This is a genomic window from Microbacterium sp. ISL-59, assembly GCF_018613945.1.
Classification (GTDB): Bacteria; Actinomycetota; Actinomycetes; order Actinomycetales; family Microbacteriaceae; genus Microbacterium; species Microbacterium oxydans_B.
Window position 1 is genome coordinate 326,980 of the sequence record NZ_JAGGPG010000002.1, and the last position, 19,256, is coordinate 346,235.

Genomic DNA, 19,256 nt, shown 5'->3' on the forward strand with positions numbered 1-19,256 from the left:
TCAGTCTGGCAGAGCGGCCAGACCGGCCAATTCCCGCACTCTGTCGACCACCTGCGTCACCGTGGACGTCGGCATGTCGACGAGGATCTCACCGATGCGCAACGGCGACGCGCGCTGACGCGCCCCGACCGCGAGGATCCTCTCGATCGCGTCGGCATCCGCCCCGATCAGGTCGTCACCGGCGAGCACCGCGCCGTCCGCTCCTTCCGCCCTCCGGACAGCGTGGCCGCGGCGCGTGCGATCGTCGGCATCGAGTCGGAAGAACCGGACGTCCGCTCGCGGGAAGGCAGCGTGCACGTCTTTCGGCGAGATCTCGAACGGCGCGACCGCGATCACGGTCTTCGCCCCCACCTCAGCGAACACCGCCTGCAGCACCGCTGCGGCCGCTGCTCCGTCCACAGGATCGGCATTCCACACGAAGCTCAGTTGGGCGCCATCGAGGAACCCCGTGCGCTCGCCCCCAGCCCATTGCGTGCGAGCCAGCTCCCAGCCGACATGTGAGGCACCGGCGCACCTCGGACCGGTGATCCAGATGACTCGACCGGTCGCATGCGCTTCGAAGAATACGACGTCGGATGCCACCTCCGCCCCGACTGCCGGCCGCGCGATCACTGCCTGCACCGACTCCTCGATGGTCGACCGCTCGGTGTCCAGAAGTTCCCAGGCGGGGTGCGCGGCGCTCGCCTCCTCGGTGCCGGCCGCGAGCGCGGCATCCACCTGTTCGCGTTCCCACCGCCGGGGAGCCAATCGTCTCCGTCTCGTCTCCTCGTCCGCATCCAGCCACAGGGAGAGCGTCGGATGCCCGTTCACCGGGGGCGGTTGAGATGGATCGGCGACTCCGGATACGACGAGGCGCTCGACGCCCGCGTCGCGGAACCGCACGGCGAGCCGGGCGAGCGCCGTCTCCTTCAAGGCCCAGCGGTCGCGGTCATCGGACGGAGCGGGGTAGCACATGCCGAGCTGATCGATATCGAGGTACCCGGTCGGCACTCCGTCGGATGCGAGACGCTCGGCGACAGCCCACGCGACGGTGCTCTTTCCCACACCCGGCGCTCCGGCCAGCCGCAGCACATCCATGCGACTCAGTCTGGCAGTGGATCGCACTCAGTGCAGGTCGGCGACGGCCCGCCGGATGGCCTCGCGATCGGGCTTGCCCGACGCCAGGACATCCATCTCGTCGACCAGGATCAGGCGGGAGGGACGCGCGTGCTTGCCGAGTTCTTCCGCGACAGCGTCACGGGCCTGAGTGAGTTGCTCAGACTCGCTCCGCCTCAGTACCTCACCACGCGCGGCGACGATCACGGATGCCTCGCCCCAGTGCTCGTCCTCCACGCCGACCACGACGGCCTCGTGCAATCCCGGGACCCGCCGGACGATCCGCTCCACCCGATCGAGGGAGATGTTGATGCCGCCCGACACGATCACGTTGTCGGCTCGGCCGTGCACGCGCACCACGCCGTCTTCGACCAGACCGAGATCGCCCGTGCGATACCAGCGGATGCCGTGCTCATCCCGGACAAAGGTGCGGGCGCTCAACGAGGCGTCACCGAGATACCCCTCGGCGAGCATGGGGCCGGCTATGCGCAACTCCCCCTCGACCGTGCGCACGCCGACCGTGTCGAGCGGCACGCCGTCGTAGACACAGCCCCCACTGGTCTCGGTGGAGCCGTAGGTTCGGACCACCCGTACACCCAGGTCGGCCGCGCGCTCGCGAAGCGGCTCCGGCAGCGACTGTCCGCCCACCAGGATCGCCCGGTACGCCGTGAGCGCGGCACGCACGGCCGTGTCGTCGGCGGCGTCGAGCAGCGTCGCGATCTGTGCGGGGACGAGCGAGGTGTAGAGGTCGGGAATCCCTGTCCCCGACGACGGACGCATCATCGCGAGTGTCGCCTCGGCGAAGGACGCGGGAGAGAATCTGCCGTCGATGACGGCCGGCCGAGTGCCCGCGAGGATCGACCGCACGATCACCTGCAGCCCCGCGACGTACCCGGCGGGCAGTGCGAGCAGCCAGCGCCCGCTCCCGATCCTCGCCGCCGTGGCTTCGGCACTCGCGCGCAGCGCCTCACCGCTCAGGGCGACACGCTTGGGTATGCCGCTCGATCCGGAGGTCGCGATCACCGCCGCGATGCCGTCCGCCACGTTCTCGGGCGCACCGTCCAGCATTCCGAAACCCAGCGCCGGTCCGCCCTCGAGCGCGCGCTGCAAGGCGTCCCGCAGCACATCCGGATCTTCGGCATCCGTGGGGGTCAGGGCGGTCATGCGGGTCTCCGGCTCAGTAGTGCCAGGGGAACGACGACCAGTCGGCGTCCCGCTTCTCGAGGAAGGAGTCGCGACCCTCGACCGCCTCGTCCGTTCCGTAGGCCAGACGGGTCGCCTCACCGGCGAACACCTGCTGACCGACCAGGCCGTCGTCGACCGCGTTGAAGGCGAACTTCAGCATGCGGATCGCCGTGGGCGACTTCGTGAGCACGGTGCGCGCCATCTTCAGCGCCTCGCGCTCAAGCTCGGCGTGCGGTACGACGCGGTTCACGGCACCGGCCTCGTAGGCGCGCTGCGCCGAATACTCCTCGGCCAGGAAGAACACCTCGCGGGCGAACTTCTGCCCGGTCTGCCGTGCCATGTATGCGGAGCCGTACCCGGCGTCGAAGCTTCCCACGTCGGCATCCGTCTGCTTGAAGCGGGCCTCTTCGGCCGAGGCGATCGTGAGGTCGCACACCACGTGCAGCGAGTGCCCTCCGCCGGCAGCCCACCCGGGAACGACCGCGATGACGACCTTGGGCATGAAGCGGATGAGCCGCTGGACCTCGAGGATGTGCAGGCGTCCGACCGCCGCGCGGCTCGCACCGTCGACGATCGCCGTCTCGGCATCCGAGTACTTGTACCCGTCGCGGCCGCGGATGCGCTGATCGCCACCCGAGCAGAACGCCCAGCCGCCGTCCTTCGGGCTCGGACCGTTTCCGGTCAGCAGCACCGCTCCGATGTGCGCATCCTGCCGAGCGATGTCGAGCGCGCGGTAGAGCTCGTCGACGGTGTGCGGGCGGAAGGCGTTACGCACCTCCGGACGGTTGAAGGCGATGCGCGCGACTCCGCCGTCGTGCGAGACATGCGCGGTGATGTCGGTGTAGTCCTCGGCGCCGGGCGCGAGCACCCATTCGGCCGGGTCGAACAGATCGGAGACGAATGCGCTGGTCACGGCATCCACCCTATTCCTCGCCCGCCCCCGGCCACGGAGGAAGCGCCGCCCCGACCGGGACGGCGCTTCCTCGATCGCACGTGTCAGCGGCGACGAGCACGGACCGTCTTGATCCAGCCGTCGACGATGTCCCAGCCGACGCCGAGCGCGATACCGAATCCCAGCAGCACGGCGAGGATGCGGAACACCCCGCCTTCGTCGGCCGATTCGGCCTGTCCTGCCGCGAAGCCCTCACCGCCGGCCGCCGTGACCTGCGCCACGAACTCCGGATTCACCAGGTCTCCGGTCAGCAGCGGAACGAGCACCCAGGCGAGGAATGCGACGGCGAGGATCGTGTTCGTCACGGCCAGCCCCGTGGTCCATCGTCCCCTGCGGTAGAGCACGACCGCGAACACGGCCTCCGCGGCGATGAGCAGGAACAGGACGCCGATCCCCCACGGCCACAGCTGCGGGTTCAGAATCGGCAAGGTCTCGCCGTCGACGTGGACGAAGCCGCGGTAGCGATCCCAGAGGAGAGCGCCGATCGCGATGCCGAGGAAGACGAGCGACGCGATCAGCTCGCTGCGCCCCACTCCCTTATCGGTCGGCTCCGGCAGCTGGTCGAGATCCCACTTCTCGATCGCCGTCGTGCTGTTCGAACGCTCGAGGATGACGAAGACGAGCGTGGTCCAGAAGCAGATGTGGAGGATTGCCCCGCCGGTCGCCACGATCGACGTCGAGATGATCTCGCCCACCGGGGCACCGGAGATGGTCTGCCCCAGTGCGACGCCGCCGAGGACGCAGACCGGAACGATCATCAGCAGCAGCTTGAGCAGTCGCCACCAAGTCAGATAGAAGCGCGGGCCGAGGAGGTACAACGGGCGATCCGCGTACCCGGCGGCCAGCGCCCCGGGGTCGCCGAGCTCGGTGAGGACGGCACGTTCGGCGTCTTCCGGCGCCTCCCCCTGCTCGAGCCTCGCCTCGATCGCATCGGCGATGGAGGCTTCGAGCTCGGCACGGACATCGTCCTGCGCCTCAGGTCGGAGGCTGCGGATCGTCGCGCTGATGTAGCGCTCCGTGAGCGTGGCTGTCGTGGTCATGTCAGTTCTCCTCTGCTGTGAGGGACGCGATCGCCGTGGTGAGCGAACGCCATTCGTCGGTGAGGGTGTCGGCGAGGCGGATGCCGGCATCCGAGGTGCGGTAGAACTTGCGGGGCCTGGCCTCGTCGGTGTTCCACTCGCTCGTGAGGTACTCCTGCTTCTCGAGTCGGCGAAGCAGCGGATACAGCGTGTTCGCGTCGGTCGCGAAGCCTCGTTGCTCGAGCTGCTCGAGCAGCGAGTATCCGTATCCCGGCGTGCGCAGCAGCTGCAGGCAGGCCAGCACCACCGTGCCGCGCCGCAGTTCCTGCAGGTGCGTGTCGAGCGTCTCGTTCATGTCGATCACATTACTGTGCGTTACACACCATTGTCAATCACACATCTATGCCTGACCTACCCCCTCCCCCTTGGGATCGCCGAGCGCACGGCTTCTCGTCGAGCGCACGGCTTCGTCGCGTCTACAAGCCGTGCGCTCGGCAGCAAGCCGTGCGCTCGGCAGGGGGCGGGGCGGGGCGACTCACCCGGAAGACGAGCGGCGCGCGGACGCTTCCACGGAGCAGAATGGGCACATGATCCCGCCGCTCGCAGACCTGATCGACTCGGCCAGGGTCGTCGCCCTCCCGATGCACAGCCGCTTCCGCGGCGTCGAGGTGCGGGAGGCCCTCCTCTTCGAGGGGCCGGAGGGATGGGCGGAGTTCTCGCCGTTCACCGAGTACGAGGATGCCGAGGCCTCGACCTGGCTCGCTGCGGCGATCGACTTCGCGTGGCGCGAGCAGCCGGCGCCGCTGCGTGACCGGATCGGCGTGAACGCGACGATCCCCGCGGTGGAAGCCGCCCGCGTCGCCGAAATCCTGGAGCGGTTCCCCGGATGCCGCACCGCCAAGGTCAAGGTCGCCGAGCCTGGTCAGAGCCTCGCCGATGACGTGGCGCGGATCCGCGCCGTGCGTGAGGCGATGGGGCCGGAGGGACGCATCCGAGTGGATGCGAACGGCGCCTGGAACGTCGACGAGGCCGAACACGCCGTCCACGCCCTGGGCGAGTACGACCTGGAGTACGTGGAGCAGCCCTGCGCGACCGTGCCGGAGCTGGCTGATCTGCGCAAGCGGGTCAAGTACATGGGCATCCCGGTCGCCGCCGACGAGAGCGTGCGCAAGTCCTCCGACCCGCTCGCCGTCGCCCGCGCCGGTGCGGCCGATCTGCTCGTCATCAAGGCCCAGCCGCTCGGCGGCATCACGCACGCACTGCAGATCGTCACCGCGGCGGGGCTCCCGGTCGTGGTCTCGAGCGCACTCGACACGGCGATCGGCCTGTCGCAGGGCGCCGCACTGGCCGCAGCCCTCCCGACATTGGACTACGACTGCGGACTCGGCACCGCCTCACTCTTCCTCGACGACGTGGCCGACCTGCGTCCGGTCGACGGCTCGATCCCGGTAGGCCGCGTGACGCCCGACTCCGAGGCACTCACCCGCCTCGCAGCATCAGACGAGCGTCGCGAATGGTGGCTCGCCCGGCTCGCCCGCTGCCACTACGAGCTGACGTCCACCGCGAACTGAACCGATACGGGCCGGCGCGCGACATCCCACCGGAGGTCAGTGCGTCTCTCCCACCTCGCCGAGCATCTCGGCGAGGTGACGCGTCGCAAGGTCAGCAGCCCGCGGGCCATGGTCGCCGTCCGCGCCGAAGATCGTGAGGATCTCCGCATCCTGCTCGCCGTCGGCGCCGAACCAGTGCGGGGTGCGCGTGTCGAACTCCGCGACCTCGCCGGCTTCCAGAATCACGTCGCGGTCCCCCACGATGAGGCGGATGCGGCCGGTGAGCACGTACATCCACGATGACCCGTCGTGCGCGGTGAGCTTCGGCTCCGACGCCTCCCGCGGCACGAGGATCTTCCACGCATGCCTCTCCCCGGGCTGGCGGGTCAGCGCGACCACGGTGCGGCCGTTGACCCTCCGCGGGCGCAGCCGCACCCGCGGGTCGCCGGTCTCCGGAGCGCCGACGAGGTCGTCGAGCGAGACGCGGTACATCCGCGCGAGCGGCAGCAGCAGCTCGAGGCTCGGACGTCGCTGACCGGTCTCGAGCCGTGACAGTGTGCTCTTCGAGATCCGGGTGGCTGTGGCGACTTCGGTCAGCGTGAGGCCGCGGCGAGCGCGCAGCGACTGAAGACGGGGACCGATCTGCTCCAGCGTCGCGTCGAGCACCGATTCCCGCTCTTCCATGGCTTCATAGGACCACGGGCGTCCCTGTTTCGGCCACGTGAGTTGCTGGTCGAGCGTTCCGCGATCGATGCTGAGGACATGACGGAGACTTCCACCCCCACGCCCCTCCTTCACGCGGGCACGGCCGGGCTCGCCCTCAGCGTCCTGGTCGCATCGCTCGGGACCAGCGCCGCGAACGTCGCGCTCCCCACGATCGCCGCGGAACTCGACGGCACCTTCGCGCAGACGCAGTGGGTGGCTCTCGCGTACCTGCTGGCGATGACGGCGACGAGCCTCACGGTAGGACACCTGGGCGACCTGCTCGGCCGGCGTCGGGTGCTGCTGCTCGGCATCGCAGTCTTCACGATCGCGGCCGCGCTGTCTGCGATCGCGCCGACACTGTGGATGCTGATCGCCGCCCGCGCACTGCAGGGCATCGGCGCCGCCGTCATGATGGCGCTCCCCCTGGCGCGCGCCCGCGACCTGGTCCCGCCGGATCGTCTGGGGCGCGTCATGGGCCTGCTCGGCACCACGGCAGCGGTGGGGACCGCCTCCGGTCCGGCGCTCGGCGGTCTCCTGATCACGGTGGCGGGTTGGCCGGCGATCTTCGCCGCCATGGTGCCGCTCGGACTCCTCGCCGCAGCCCTGGCGGCCGCGACCGGCGCGGAAGCACGGCACACAGGCAGCCCCCGTCGCGGCTTCGACCTTCCGGGCATGGTCCTGCTGACGGTGGCCGTCGCCCTCTACACGCTCGGCGTCACCGCACCGGGCGATCAGGCCTCGTGGCCGACGCTGTCACTCCTCGGCGGCGCCGTCGCCGCCGCCGTGCTGTTCGTGATGTGCGAGCGTCGCGCGAGCCACCCGCTGCTGCCGCCGGTGCTGCTCAGGAACCGCAGCATCTCGCGCGGCGCGATCCTGAACCTCATCGTCGGCACCGTCATGATGAGCACCCTCGTGGTGGGCCCCTTCTTCCTCACGGGCGCGCTGCACCTGCCTCCCGCGGCGATCGGCGTCGTCATGGCGGCCGGACCGCTCGCATCGATCTGCACCGGCGTGCTGGCGGGACGCGCGGTCGACCGGCTCGGCACGCACCGGATGACATCGGTCGGACTCGGCGGGATGCTCCTCGGGGCGCTCGCGCTCGCCCTGCTCCCTGCCTGGTGGGGGCTGCCGGGATACGTCACGGGCACCGTGCTGCTCGCCCCCGGCTACCAGCTGTTCCTCGCCGCCAACAACACGGGCGTCCTGAACGCCACGCCCGCCGACCGTCGCGGGGCGGCGTCAGGACTGCTGGGTCTCTCCCGCAATCTCGGTCTCGTCACGGGGGCCTCCGTGCTCGCGGCACTCTTCGCCGCAGCATCCGGTTCCGGCGAGATCGCCGCCGCCTCCCCGGACGCGCTGACCGCTGCGCTCCGGACGACGTTCCTCGTCACGGCCGCGCTCCTGGCGGCCGGCGCCCTGCTGTCGCTCGCGCCGAATCGCGCCCGATCGAGCGATTCCGCGCCCGATGCCCCGGCGACTCGCGCTACGACTCGATGATCAGCTGCACGAGCCGCCCGAGCTGCTCGCTGCCCGCCTGGCGCAGCTGCGCGTCGTCCTGGCCGGCCATCGCCCCGCGCACGGTCATGCCCTCCCAGAGGATCATGAGCATGCGTGCTGCAGTCTCGGCCGGCAGGCGCAGCTTCAACGCACTGACCGAGACGATGTCGTCGATGATCTGCGCGATGCTCGACACCATCTCGCTCTCCTGCGCGAGGTACGCCTCGCCGAACTTCGCGTCGCGCAGAGCCCGGATGCGGATCTCACTCAGCAGCATCACGCCCAGGCGGTCGTCGCCGCCGAGCTCCATGATCTGCTGCACGAGCTCGATCGGATCGCACCCCTCGACCAGCGCACCCTCCGCCGTCAGTTCCTCGACGCGGGTGCGAACTCCGCTCACGCGCACGTCGGAGACGCTCGCGGCGAGCATGAGGAACAGCTCGTCCTTGGATTCGAAGTTCGAGTAGAACGCGCCGCGGGTGAATCCGGCTCGCTCGCACACGGCCTCGACCGAGGCGCCGTCGAGACCGACCTCGGCGAAGACCTGCGCGGCGGCCTCGAGCAGACGGGCACGCGTGTTCTCACGGCTGCGGGTTGCGGGTGTCGACATCGAAACCTCCTGACCCTTCACTCTCGCACGATTCACACCCGGCACACAGATTCCGACGTGCCGGTCAATTTACGATACATGTATGTATCGGATACACCTGTGTATCCAATCAGTACCCCTCGGAGGAACGCGTGTCCACACTCCTGTCCTCGCTCGGCCGCTGGTCCTTCCGGCACCCCTGGCGAGTCCTCGTGTCCTGGCTGCTCGCGCTCGGCATCGCCGGAGCAGGAGCACTCGTGCTGGGGGCGGGCACCGACAACACGTTCTCGATCCCCGGCACTGAATCACAGGCCGGCCTCGAGCAGCTCTCGCGCTCGTTCCCGCAGGTGAGCGGCACGAACGCGCAGTTCATCGTCGTGGCCGCCGACGGCGACGAGATCACTGCCGACGACTACCGCGACCACATCGAGGATGCCGTCGACGAACTCGGCGACCTCGACGGCGTGCTCGCCGCCACCTCGCCCTACGACGAGATGGTCGAGGGCATGATCAACGACGACGACACCGCCGCCATCGTGCGCGTGCAGTTCGACGGCGAGTCTACCGATGTCTCGGACAAGACGAAAGACGCGCTGCGCTCCGTCGTGAGCGACCTCGACGCCGAGCTCCCCGATGGTGCGCAGACCTCGCTGGGCGGCGACCTCTTCGCGATCTCGATCCCCGGTGTCACGCTCACCGAGGCGGTCGGCCTCCTGATCGCGCTGCTCGTGCTGATCGTCACCTTCCGCTCCTTCGTCGTGGCCGGCCTGCCGCTGCTCACCGCCATCCTCGGTGTCGGCATCTCGATGGCGGGCATCTTCACCGCGACCGCGTTCGCCACCGTGTCGTCCACCACCCCGCTGCTCGCGCTCATGCTCGGACTCGCGGTCGGCATCGACTACGCGCTGTTCATCATGGCGCGACATCAGGACCAGGTCCGTGAAGGCGTCGACCCCGAAGAATCCGCCTCGCGCGCCGTCGGCACCGCCGGATCGGCGGTCGTCTTCGCCGGCGTCACGGTGCTCATCGCACTGATCGGCCTCGGCTTCGCCGGCATCCCGTTCCTGACGACCATGGGCATCGCGGCCTCCGTCTCGGTGGCGGTCGCCGTCGCGATCGCGGTCACCCTGACGCCGGCCTTCCTCGGCTTCATGAAGGGGAAGGTGGTCGGTCGCCCGAGGCGCGCCCCGAAGGCGAAGAAGAAGTCCGCTAGCGACGATTCCGGCGACGTGCCCGCAGCCCCCGCCCGCGCGAAGGGCAGCGCGCGGTGGGTGAACGGCGTCACCAAGCGCCCGATCCTCGTCTCGCTCGCCGTCGTGATCGGCCTCGGCATCGTGGCCATCCCGGCACTCAGCCTCAACCTCGCACTTCCGAACGCCGGCGTGCTGCCGAAGGACTCGGAGGCGCGTCAGACCTACGACCTGGTGGCCGAGGAGTTCGGACCGGGCTTCAACGGCCCGATGATCCTCACCGGCACCATCGTCACCTCCACCGACCCGCTCACCCTGATGGAAGACCTCGGGGATGCCGTCGCCGAGGTTCCCGGCGTCAAGGAGGTCGCCCTCGCGACGCCGAACGAGACGGCCGACACCGGGATCGTGCAGATCGTCCCGGAGACCGCCCCGGACGACCCCGCGACCGCCGACCTCGTGCGCGAGCTGCGGAGCCACCACGACGAGTGGCTCGATGAGTTCGGGATCGACCTCAAGGTCACCGGCTTCACCGCCGTCGGCATCGACATCTCCGACCAGCTCGGCAACGCGCTGCTGCCGTTCGGCATCTTCGTGATCGGGCTCTCGCTCATCCTGCTCACCATCGTCTTCCGCTCGCTGTGGGTGCCGATCACCGCAGCCGCCGGCTACCTGCTGTCGATCGTCGCCGCGTTCGGGGTCGTCGGCGCCGTGTTCGAGTGGGGCTGGTTCGCCGACCTGCTACACGTCGCCAAGGTCGGTCCGATCATCAGCTTCATGCCGATCATCCTCATGGGCGTGCTGTTCGGGCTCGCGATGGACTACCAGGTGTTCCTCGTCTCGCGGATGCGCGAGGACTTCGTGCACGACCCCGACTCGAAGAGCCCTGATCGGGCCACGCGACGCGCTGCCGCGCTGCGCACCGTCCGCAGCGGCTTCACGGGATCGGCCAAGGTCGTCACCGCCGCAGGACTCATCATGTTCGCGGTCTTCGTGGCGTTCGTCCCCGAGGGCGACTCGTCGCTGAAACCCATCGCCCTGGGCCTCGCGGCCGGCATCGCGATCGACGCCTTCCTGGTTCGGATGACGCTGATCCCCGCCCTCATGGCGATCCTCGGCGAGCGCGCCTGGGAGCTGCCCGCGTGGTTGGAGAAGATCCTCCCCCGGGTCGACGTCGAGGGCGAGGCCGTGGAGCGCGAGCGTCACCTGGCCCAGTGGCCGGGAGACGGTTCGATCGTCGCGGCCGATGATCTCGACATCAGCGCCGATGCGCCGATCGTCGAGAACCTGTCGCTGCGCATCCCGGAAGGGGGCGCTCGTCGCGACCGGTGGCGACGTGCGCGCCCGACGCGCACTGGCGCTCACGATCGCGGGCCGGGTGACGCCCACCGACGGACGGCTCCGCGTCGCGGGCCATCTGCTGCCCGGACGCGGCGCCTGGGTTCGCGCACACGTCGGCTGCGTGCTGGTCGACGACGCCGACGCTGCCCTCGCGGACCTCGCCGAGGCACTGCGCGGAAAGTCGAAGATCGTCGTGATCGACGGGATCGACCGCCTGACCGGCGGCCAGCGCGACCAGGCGGCCGCGATGCTGCGCGATGCCGCGGCCTCCCGCACGCTCGCGGTGTTCGCCACCGCCTCCGATGCCGACGTGGCACGGACCACTCTCGCGGAGGCCGGTTGGCCCGCCGCCGAAACTCTCGACACGCGCGCTCCTCGCCGGAGCACCGCCGAATCCACCGAGGTGACCGCATGACCCTCCCCATCGAGCGCGCGCGCTCCCGCAAGCCCATCACGTGGCTGACCATCCTCGGCGTACTGCTGCTCCCGGCAGCGGTCGGCGGCATCCTGGTCGCGGCCCTGCAGAACCCGACCGAGCGTCTGGACTCGATGACCGCGGCGATCGTCAACCTCGACGAGCCGGTCACCATCGACGACCAGGTCACCCCGCTCGGACGGCAGTTGGCCGCAGGTCTCGTCGAGGGCTCGGACGACCTCGACTCGAACCTGACCTGGGTGATCTCGAACGAAGAGGATGCGGCCGACGGTCTCGCCGACGGCTCGTACCAGGCGGTCATCACGATCCCGGAGGAGTTCTCCGCGGCGGCCACCTCGGCCGGTCAGGCGATCTCGGACGGCGGCGGTGAGGCTGAGCAGGCCACCATCACCGTGACCACTCCCGACGACGGCCTCGTCGCCGACGACCTCATCACCGGCCAGATCGCCGATGTCGCGGCCTCGACGATGGGCACCATGCTGTCCGAGGCGACGACCGAGAACATCCTGGTCGGCTTCACCACGATCGGCGACCAGATCGGCGAAGCCGCCGACGGGGCGCTGAAGCTCGCGAACGGTGCGCGGGATGCCGCGACCGGTGCTGCGGCGATCCCCGACGGCGCCACGAAGCTGGCATCGGGGGCGGGCGAGCTCGGGACGGGTGCGTCGTCGCTGGCCACGGGCCTCGACACGATCGCCGGGAAGACGCGGGAGGCTGCGGCGGGTGCTGCGCAGATCGGTTCGGGGCTGACCGGCGGCGGCAACCAGCTGCAGCAGAGCGTCGGTCAGACCCAGCAGCTCGTCGGGGCGATCCAGGGCGCGTCCGCATCGGCGAAGAGTGCAGCGAGCGGCTCGGTCGCGCTCGCACAGAAGCTGGGCGGGCTGGCGCAGACCGCCTGCACGCCGCCTGTCGCCGACCAGGATGAATGCGACCTCCTGACCTCGCTCGCCACGGATGCGGGCGCGGTCGCGACCTCGGCAGGAACCGCCTCCGGTGTGCTCAACAGCCCGAAGGTCGCCGGCGGAATCGCCGCCCTCCCCGGCTCGCTCAGCACGATCGCCTCGAGCATGACCCAGGCGGGCGCGGGAGCCACCCAGCTCTCCGGCGGACTCACCCAGCTCGCTGACCAGGGCATCGCCGCCTCCGCCACCGGAGCACGCGGGATCGCGACCGGTGCGACCCAGCTCTCCACCGGCGCGACCGCACTGGCCGACGGCACGACCGAGCTGGCGACCGGGATCGACACCCTGGCGACCGGGACCGGTGACCTCGCCGGCGGGCTGCGCACGGCATCCGACTCCCTCCCCTCGTTCAGCGACAGCGACTCGAAGTCGCTCGCCTCGGTGATCGCCGACCCCGTGTCGTCGAACTCCTCGATGGACACGATCTTCGGGCCGACCGCTATCCCGCTCCTCGCCGCCGTCGTGCTGTGGTTCGGCGGACTCGCCACCTTCATCGTGATGCGCGCCCACACCGCCCGCACTCTCACGTCCCGTCGCTCGTCCGCCGCGCTGACGCTGCGTGCGTTCGCACCCGCCGCCCTGATCGGCGCGGGCCAGGGGCTGCTGGTGTCACTGATCGTGCAGATCGTGGCGAGCTACGACGCTGCCGCGTGGTGGGCGTTCGCCGGAACAGCCGTGCTCGCCGGCGTGGCGTTCGCGGCCGTAAACCAGGCGCTCGTGGCGCTGTTCGGTGGCGTCGGGCGCTGGATCTCCGCCCTCGTCGGAGTGCTCGCCGTCGCGACAGGTCTCATCTCGACCGTGCCAGGGTGGCTCTCCAGCATCGGTGCCGCGCTGCCTACCGCTCCGGCGTTCGCCGGCTTGATCGCGGGAAGCGGCTCGGCCGTCGCTGCCCTGGTCGTCTGGGGCGTGCTGTCCCTGGTGGCGACCACGCTCGCGGTCACCCTGCGCCGAACGACCTCGGCCAAGGCGGTCCTCGCCACCGCCTGATCCGCCCGTTGCCCCCTCACCCCTGCCAAAACGGAGACCATCCGCTGCCGGCCCGGCGCGTCACATCATGACACGCCGGGCCGACCGCATTCGGTCTCCGTTTTCGCCGCGCCAGCGAAGCCGAGGAGGTCAGGATGCCGGCGGGAACGTCCGGGCCGCCTCCAGCAGCAGCCGCGCCCCGAACCCGGTGGCTCCGGCGGTGCGCCAGGAGTCGTCCTTCTCGGTCTGCATCGTGCCGGCGATGTCGAGGTGCGCCCAGGGAGTGCCGCCGACGAAGTGCTCCAGGAACAGCGCCGCCGTCGTCGCCCCCGCGAACGGACCGCCGAGGTTCGCGATGTCGGCGATCTCGGAGTCGAGCTGTTTGCGGTACTTCTGCTCCAGAGGCAGCTGCCACACCGACTCGTCGACGGCCTCGGAGGCCGCGCGCACCAGGTCGACCGTCGCCTGGTCGTTGCCGAAGACCGGAGCGGTCGCGGCGCCGAGCGACACCAGCGCGGCACCGGTCAGCGTCGCGATGTCGACGATGGCATCCACCTCGTCTTCGGTCGCGAGCACGAGCGCATCGCTCATCACCAGGCGCCCCTCGGCGTCGGTGTTCTTCACCTCGATCGTGGTGCCGCCGCGCGCAGTCAGCACATCACCGAGCTTGTATGCCGTGCCGGAGGGCATGTTGTCGGTGCACATCAGCCAGCCCGTCACCTTGGCGGCGACCCCGGCGTCGCGGAGCCCGACGAACGCGCCGAGCACGGCCGCCGCACCGCCCATGTCCATCTTCATGAGCAGGTGCATCGGGTCGCTGGGCTTCAGGCTGATGCCTCCCGAGTCGTACATGATGCCCTTGCCGACGAGCCCGAGATGACCGGCACCGCCGCCGTCGGGGGTGTACACCAGCTTGATCATGCGCGGCTCCTCCACCGAGCCCTGGTTCACACCGAGCAGCCCGCCGCAGCCGAGATCGATGAGCGCCTGCTTGTCGAAGAGCTCGACCTCGAACCCGAAGCGGGCGCCGAGCTCGACGGCGATCTCGCCCATGTTGACCGCGGTCAGATGCCCGGGAGGGGTGTTCGCCAGGTCACGGGCGACGACGGCGGCGCGCACGCCGGTGAGAGCAGCGGCGACGGGCTCGGCCGTCCCTCCGGGGACGTCGATCGTGAACGCCGCGAGCGGGACGTGCTTCGACGACCCGTTCAGCACCGTGTAGCGGTAGCGGGCGAGCAGAGCCCCTTCGGCGAGCGCACGCATGGCAGCAGCGGCATCCACTCCCGCGAGGTCGTCGATCCGCAGGCCCAGATTCTCCCGCCGCGAGGCGGCCCTGGCGAGGGTCGCGGCGGCGTCACGCAGTCCGCCGGCCCCGGCATCCGCCCTCGCCCCCAGTCCGACGGCGACGAGGTCGGGTTCCCCGGCGCGCGGAAGCACGATCGAGGTGCCCGGCTTCGCCATGAACCCGGCGTTCTCGAGTGCGTCGCGATCGAACCCGAGGTCTGCGGGCACCTCACCGTCGGAATACACCCCGATCCCGATCGCCTCGACATCGGCGGCGATCTCACCCACCCGGATCCGGGCCGCATCGACGGCATCCAGCCCCGGGGTGGTCTTCAGATCGGCGGGGATCAGCTTGTTCGGCCTGCGGTCCATGAGTCTGCTCCTTGTTCTGCGATGCGGCGTCGAGATCCGTCCCTGCACCCTGCCGGGACGGGAGACGGGTCAGCCGACCATGTCGACCGGTGAGCCGGGGCCCCAGGGGATACCGAGGAGGAACCAGACCACGTACAGCGCCGTCCACGACAGCAGCATCCACACGGCGTACGGGATCATCAGCGCGATGATCGTGCCGATGCCGGCCTCCTTCTTGTAGCGCTGTGCGACGGTCACCATGAACGGCAGGTAGACCATGAGCGGGGTCAGCACGTTCACCGGCGAGTCGCCGACGCGGTACGCGGCGAGCAGCGTCTGCGGTGCCACATCGAGCGACGCGAAGATCGGGATGAAGACCGGGGCGAAGATCACCCACTTCGGAACCAGGCCGGGAAGGATGAAGTCGAGGATCACGATCACGACGATGAACGCGAGCAGCAGCACGATCGCAGGCACGTTCGCCTGCTCCAGCAGTTCGGCGGCCGAGATGGCGGCGACGGTGGGGAGATTGCTCCAGTTGAACAGGGCGATGAACTGGGCGATCATCAGGAACATCACGAGCAGGCCACCCAGGCTCCCGAACGTCTTCGCGATCGCACCGACCGCGGCCGAGCCACCGCGCAGTGTCTTCGCGCCCGCCCCGTATGCGAGGCCGCACACGAGGAACGCGAGCGAGATGATGAAGACCAGACTGGCCATGAACGGCGTGGTGCCGATGATGTCGCCCGTCTCCGGGTCGCGCAGCGGTGCGCCGGGCGGCAGGGTGAGCGCGAGGATCACGGCGACGAAGCCCAGCAGCGCCCAGAACGAGAACTTCAGCCCGCGGGCCTCGGCGTCGTGGTCGACGTTCTCGGCCTCGTCCGCGATCGTCATGTCTTTGCGGTCGTACTTTCCGAGCCGCTTCTCGGTGACGAGGACGGTCACGAGCAGCGCCACCGCCGTGAGCAGGAACGTCGACACGATCCCGAAGTAGAAGTTCTGCGTCACCTCGATCGGCTGCATCCCGGCGCTGGTGAGCACCTCGTTCGTGATCTCGGTGAGCATGCTGTCGCTCGGTGTGATGAGGAGGTTCGCGCCGAACGCCGCCCCGACGCCGGCGAACGCACCGGCGAGACCTGCGAGCGGATGCCGGCCCACGGTGAAGAACGCGGCGGCGGCCAAGGGAACCAGGATCAGGTAGCCGGCATCCGTCGCCACCGAGGAGAGCACACCGACGAAGATCAGGATGAACGCGAGCCAGCGACGCGGCGCGACCTTGACCACGCGGCGGATCATCGCCCCCATGAGTCCGGCGTGCTCCGCGACCCCGACACCGGCCATCGCGATCAGCACCACTGCGACGACGCCGAAGCCGGCGAAGTTGTCGACGAAAGACGAGAAGAAGAAGCGGATGCCGTCGATGGACAGCAGGTTGCGCACCTCGAAGGTCTGCTCCTCGATCGTGTAGTCGGGGACCTCCGCGGGCATTCCTGTCGTGGTGTCGTAGATCTCCCAGTTGCCGCCGAACTGCTCGTTGACCTGGGAGAACTCGTCCTTCGGGACCGGGATCACGACGTCGTCCGTGACCGACACCCCCACCCAGGACAGAATGGCGGAGAGCACCGCGATCAGACCGATCAGGTAGACGAACATGATCGTCGGGTCCGGCACCTTGTTGCCGACCTTCTCGATCCAGTTCAGGAATCCCTTGCTCTCGGCATCCGAGGCACTCACCGACTTCTCCGCAGCCATAGCCCCCATGATCGTGTCGAGCGAGAAGCTCCTGCAAGCACACCCCCTAGAACTAGGGGGGTCGCCGCGATCCGGAGCGCGCCCTATCGTGGGGCCGTGGACCCGATCGTCGCGACCCTCGTCATCCTGCTGTGCGCGGTGATCGCCTTCGTCTCCAACCGCATCCCCCTCGGTGTCGTGGCCGTCGGCGTCTCGGTGGCTCTCTACCTGACGGGGGTGCTCGATCTGGGGTCGGCTCTCGCCGGATTCGGCGACCCGACGGTGCTCTTCATCGCCTCCCTCTTCGTCGTCAGCGAGGCACTGGAATCGACCGGCATCATCGCGTGGGCGGGGCAGGAGGTGGTCGCCCGCTCGGGCACCGGTCGGCGGCGGCTGCTGCTCACGATCGGGCTGCTGACCGCCGCGATGACGGCCGTGATCAGCGTGAACGGCTCGGTCGCCTCGCTCCTGCCGCTCGTCGTCGTGGTCGCCGCGCGCGCGGGGATCCGCCCCTCGCAGATGCTGATGCCGCTCGCCTTCTCGGCCCATGCCGGGTCGATGCTCACCCTCACCGGCACTCCGGTGAACATCATCGTGTCCGAGGTCGCCACCGACAACGGCGCCCGACCGTTCGGCTTCTTCGAGTTCGCGCTCGCGGGGCTCCCGCTGCTCGTCGGCACGCTCGCGATCATCCTGCTCCTGGGAAACCGGCTGCTGCCGGAGCGCACGCCGGCCTCCGCACCGATCGACCTCGAGCGCCTCGCATCCCTGCTGCGCGCCGACTATGCGCTCTCGCCCGACCGGGCACTGGTGTCCGCCTCGCGCGGAGTCGCCGAGGTCGTCGTGCCGCCGCGCTCCAGCCTGATCGGCCTGCACGTGTTCCCCGGCATGTGCACACCGTCGGGCGACCTCGTCGTGCTCGGTGTGCGGCGCGGGCAGGAGGCGCTGGACGAGTCCGGCACCGATCTGCAGGCCGGCGATGCCCTGCTCCTCGACGGCTCCTGGGACGACCTCCAGCGGCACACGTCCAGGCGCGACGAGGTCCTGGTGGTCGACGCGCCACTCACCCTCCGCCGCTCCGTGCCGCTCGGTGCGGGCGCGAAGCGGACGGCGGTGATCCTGCTCGCGATGATCATGCTGCTCGCGACGGGGATCGTGCCGGCCGCGATCGCGGGGCTGCTCGCCGCGGGAGCGCTGATCCTCACCCGCGTCGTCTCGATCACCCAGGCCTACCGCGCGATCTCCTGGACGACGGTGATCCTCGTGGCGGGAATGATCCCGCTCTCCACTGCTTTCCAGGAGACCGGCGCCGCGCAGATGATCGCCGACGGGCTGCGCTCGTTCCTCGGCGACGCGGGTCCGCACGCGGCCGTGGCGGTGATCGTGCTGATCACGCTGGTGCTCGGGCAGCTCATCAGCAACACCGCGACCGTGCTCATCGTGGCTCCGGTCGCCGTCGCTCTGGCCACCGCGATGGAGGCGTCGATGCTGCCGTTCCTGATGGCTCTCACGATCGCCGGAGCGGCCGCATTCCTCACCCCCGTCGCAACGCCGGCGAACCTCATGGTGATGGAGCCCGGCGGCTACCGCTTCGGCGACTATGCGCGCTTCGGCTGGCCGCTGACGATCTTGTTCTTCGTGGTCGCGGTGTTCTACGTGCCGCTGATCTGGCCGTTCACGGGCTGAGCGCGTCCGGGCTCCCTCACAGGTCCTGCAGGACCAGCCCGTCTTCCACGGCCCGGCGGAACAGGTCGACCTTGGTCGGTGCCGCCCGGTCGACGGCCGCGTACTTCGCCCGGATGCGTCGGATGTGATCGAGCACGGTCTCGCGCGACAGGAACAGTGTCCGTGCGACCCGCTCGGCCGTCTCCCCCGAGGCGTAGAGCGACAGCACCTCGGACTCGCGGCGGCTGAGGTGCGCCGCGACGAACTGGTGATCCGAGTCGAGGGCGGCCGCCCACTCCGCCGTGGCGAGGATGTGGCCCTGCGCCGCACGGCGGACCGACGAGGTGATGACCTCGAGCGAGTCGGACTTATTGATCATGCCCACGGCCCCCGCACGCGCGGCCTCGCGGAGATGATGCGGCTGATCACCTGCGGTGTAGGCGACGACGCTCGCGCCGAGGGGTTCGAGGGTGCGCAGGTTCTCGGCCGGAGTGGAGCCGTCGGACAGCGCGAGATCCAGCAGGATCACGTCGAGTCGTCGGGCGCGGCTCACCAGCTCCTCGGCCGTCGCACCGCTCGCCGCCACTCGGATGCCGTCGCTGCTGTTGAGGATCGTGGCCATACCGAACAGCATCGCGGGATGTTCTTCGACGATTCCGACGAGTACGGGCATGTGGGCTCCTGCCTCCGGCGCGCTCCCCTGCGATGAGCATACAACCGCGTATTCGCGGTTTCGGC

General features: G+C 69.7%; 14 protein-coding genes. 4 read left to right on the forward strand and 10 right to left on the reverse strand.

Annotated elements, in window-relative coordinates; genetic code table 11:
• The 5 genes from J7E45_RS05720 to J7E45_RS05740 form a co-directional block, all read right to left on the reverse strand.
• Complete coding sequence (locus J7E45_RS05720) at positions 1-1,077, reverse strand: AAA family ATPase (protein ID WP_215067786.1); 1,077 nt, start codon at positions 1,075-1,077, stop codon at positions 1-3.
• A gap of 27 nt (positions 1,078-1,104) precedes the next feature.
• A complete protein-coding gene (locus J7E45_RS05725; protein ID WP_091035333.1) occupies positions 1,105-2,259 on the reverse strand; it encodes an AMP-binding protein in 1,155 nt (384 codons plus the stop codon).
• Positions 2,260-2,272: 13 nt separating this feature from the next.
• Entirely contained in the window at positions 2,273-3,193 is a 921-nt protein-coding gene (locus J7E45_RS05730) for a 1,4-dihydroxy-2-naphthoyl-CoA synthase (RefSeq protein ID WP_091035886.1), read from the reverse strand.
• 83 nt (positions 3,194-3,276) lie between these two features.
• Positions 3,277-4,272 (reverse strand): permease prefix domain 1-containing protein, encoded by a 996-nt coding sequence (locus J7E45_RS05735; protein ID WP_215067788.1) that lies wholly within the window; start codon positions 4,270-4,272, stop codon positions 3,277-3,279.
• A 1-nt stretch (position 4,273) separates the two neighbouring features.
• Complete coding sequence (locus J7E45_RS05740; protein ID WP_029259789.1) at positions 4,274-4,606, reverse strand: PadR family transcriptional regulator; 333 nt, start codon at positions 4,604-4,606, stop codon at positions 4,274-4,276.
• A 232-nt stretch (positions 4,607-4,838) separates the two neighbouring features.
• Here J7E45_RS05740 and J7E45_RS05745 point away from each other — a divergent pair, with 232 nt between their 5' ends.
• Positions 4,839-5,822, forward strand: a complete 984-nt coding sequence (locus tag J7E45_RS05745; RefSeq protein ID WP_215067790.1) for an o-succinylbenzoate synthase — start codon at positions 4,839-4,841, stop codon at positions 5,820-5,822.
• A gap of 36 nt (positions 5,823-5,858) precedes the next feature.
• On the opposite strand, the gene J7E45_RS05750 is transcribed toward J7E45_RS05745, so the two are convergent.
• Positions 5,859-6,485, reverse strand: a complete 627-nt coding sequence (locus tag J7E45_RS05750) for a helix-turn-helix domain-containing protein (RefSeq protein ID WP_215067792.1) — start codon at positions 6,483-6,485, stop codon at positions 5,859-5,861.
• Between the two features lie 78 nt (positions 6,486-6,563).
• On the opposite strand from J7E45_RS05750, the gene J7E45_RS05755 reads away from it, so the two are divergent.
• Entirely contained in the window at positions 6,564-8,003 is a 1,440-nt protein-coding gene (locus J7E45_RS05755) for an MFS transporter (protein ID WP_215067794.1), read from the forward strand.
• On the opposite strand, the gene J7E45_RS05760 is transcribed toward J7E45_RS05755, so the two are convergent.
• Entirely contained in the window at positions 7,990-8,613 is a 624-nt protein-coding gene (locus J7E45_RS05760) for a TetR/AcrR family transcriptional regulator (protein ID WP_091035346.1), read from the reverse strand. The two genes, J7E45_RS05755 and J7E45_RS05760, sit on opposite strands and share 14 nt — an antisense overlap.
• Before the next feature lie 131 nt (positions 8,614-8,744).
• Between J7E45_RS05760 and J7E45_RS18245 the strand changes: the two genes are divergently transcribed.
• Positions 8,745-13,508 carry a YhgE/Pip family protein gene (locus J7E45_RS18245; RefSeq protein ID WP_374225449.1) on the forward strand — a complete coding sequence of 1,588 codons (4,764 nt, stop codon included), beginning with the start codon at positions 8,745-8,747 and terminating at the stop codon, positions 13,506-13,508.
• A 129-nt stretch (positions 13,509-13,637) separates the two neighbouring features.
• On the opposite strand, the gene J7E45_RS05775 is transcribed toward J7E45_RS18245, so the two are convergent.
• Positions 13,638-15,143 carry a M17 family metallopeptidase gene (locus J7E45_RS05775; protein ID WP_215067798.1) on the reverse strand — a complete coding sequence of 502 codons (1,506 nt, stop codon included), beginning with the start codon at positions 15,141-15,143 and terminating at the stop codon, positions 13,638-13,640.
• A gap of 69 nt (positions 15,144-15,212) precedes the next feature.
• Positions 15,213-16,874, reverse strand: coding sequence for an AbgT family transporter (locus J7E45_RS05780; protein ID WP_167634278.1), 1,662 nt, complete (start codon positions 16,872-16,874; stop codon positions 15,213-15,215).
• A gap of 96 nt (positions 16,875-16,970) precedes the next feature.
• Between J7E45_RS05780 and J7E45_RS05785 the strand changes: the two genes are divergently transcribed.
• Positions 16,971-18,539 carry an SLC13 family permease gene (locus J7E45_RS05785; RefSeq protein WP_215067800.1) on the forward strand — a complete coding sequence of 523 codons (1,569 nt, stop codon included), beginning with the start codon at positions 16,971-16,973 and terminating at the stop codon, positions 18,537-18,539.
• A gap of 16 nt (positions 18,540-18,555) precedes the next feature.
• Here J7E45_RS05785 and J7E45_RS05790 read toward each other — a convergent pair whose 3' ends face one another.
• Entirely contained in the window at positions 18,556-19,191 is a 636-nt protein-coding gene (locus J7E45_RS05790; RefSeq protein ID WP_215067803.1) for a response regulator transcription factor, read from the reverse strand.
• Positions 19,192-19,256 lie beyond the last annotated feature (65 nt).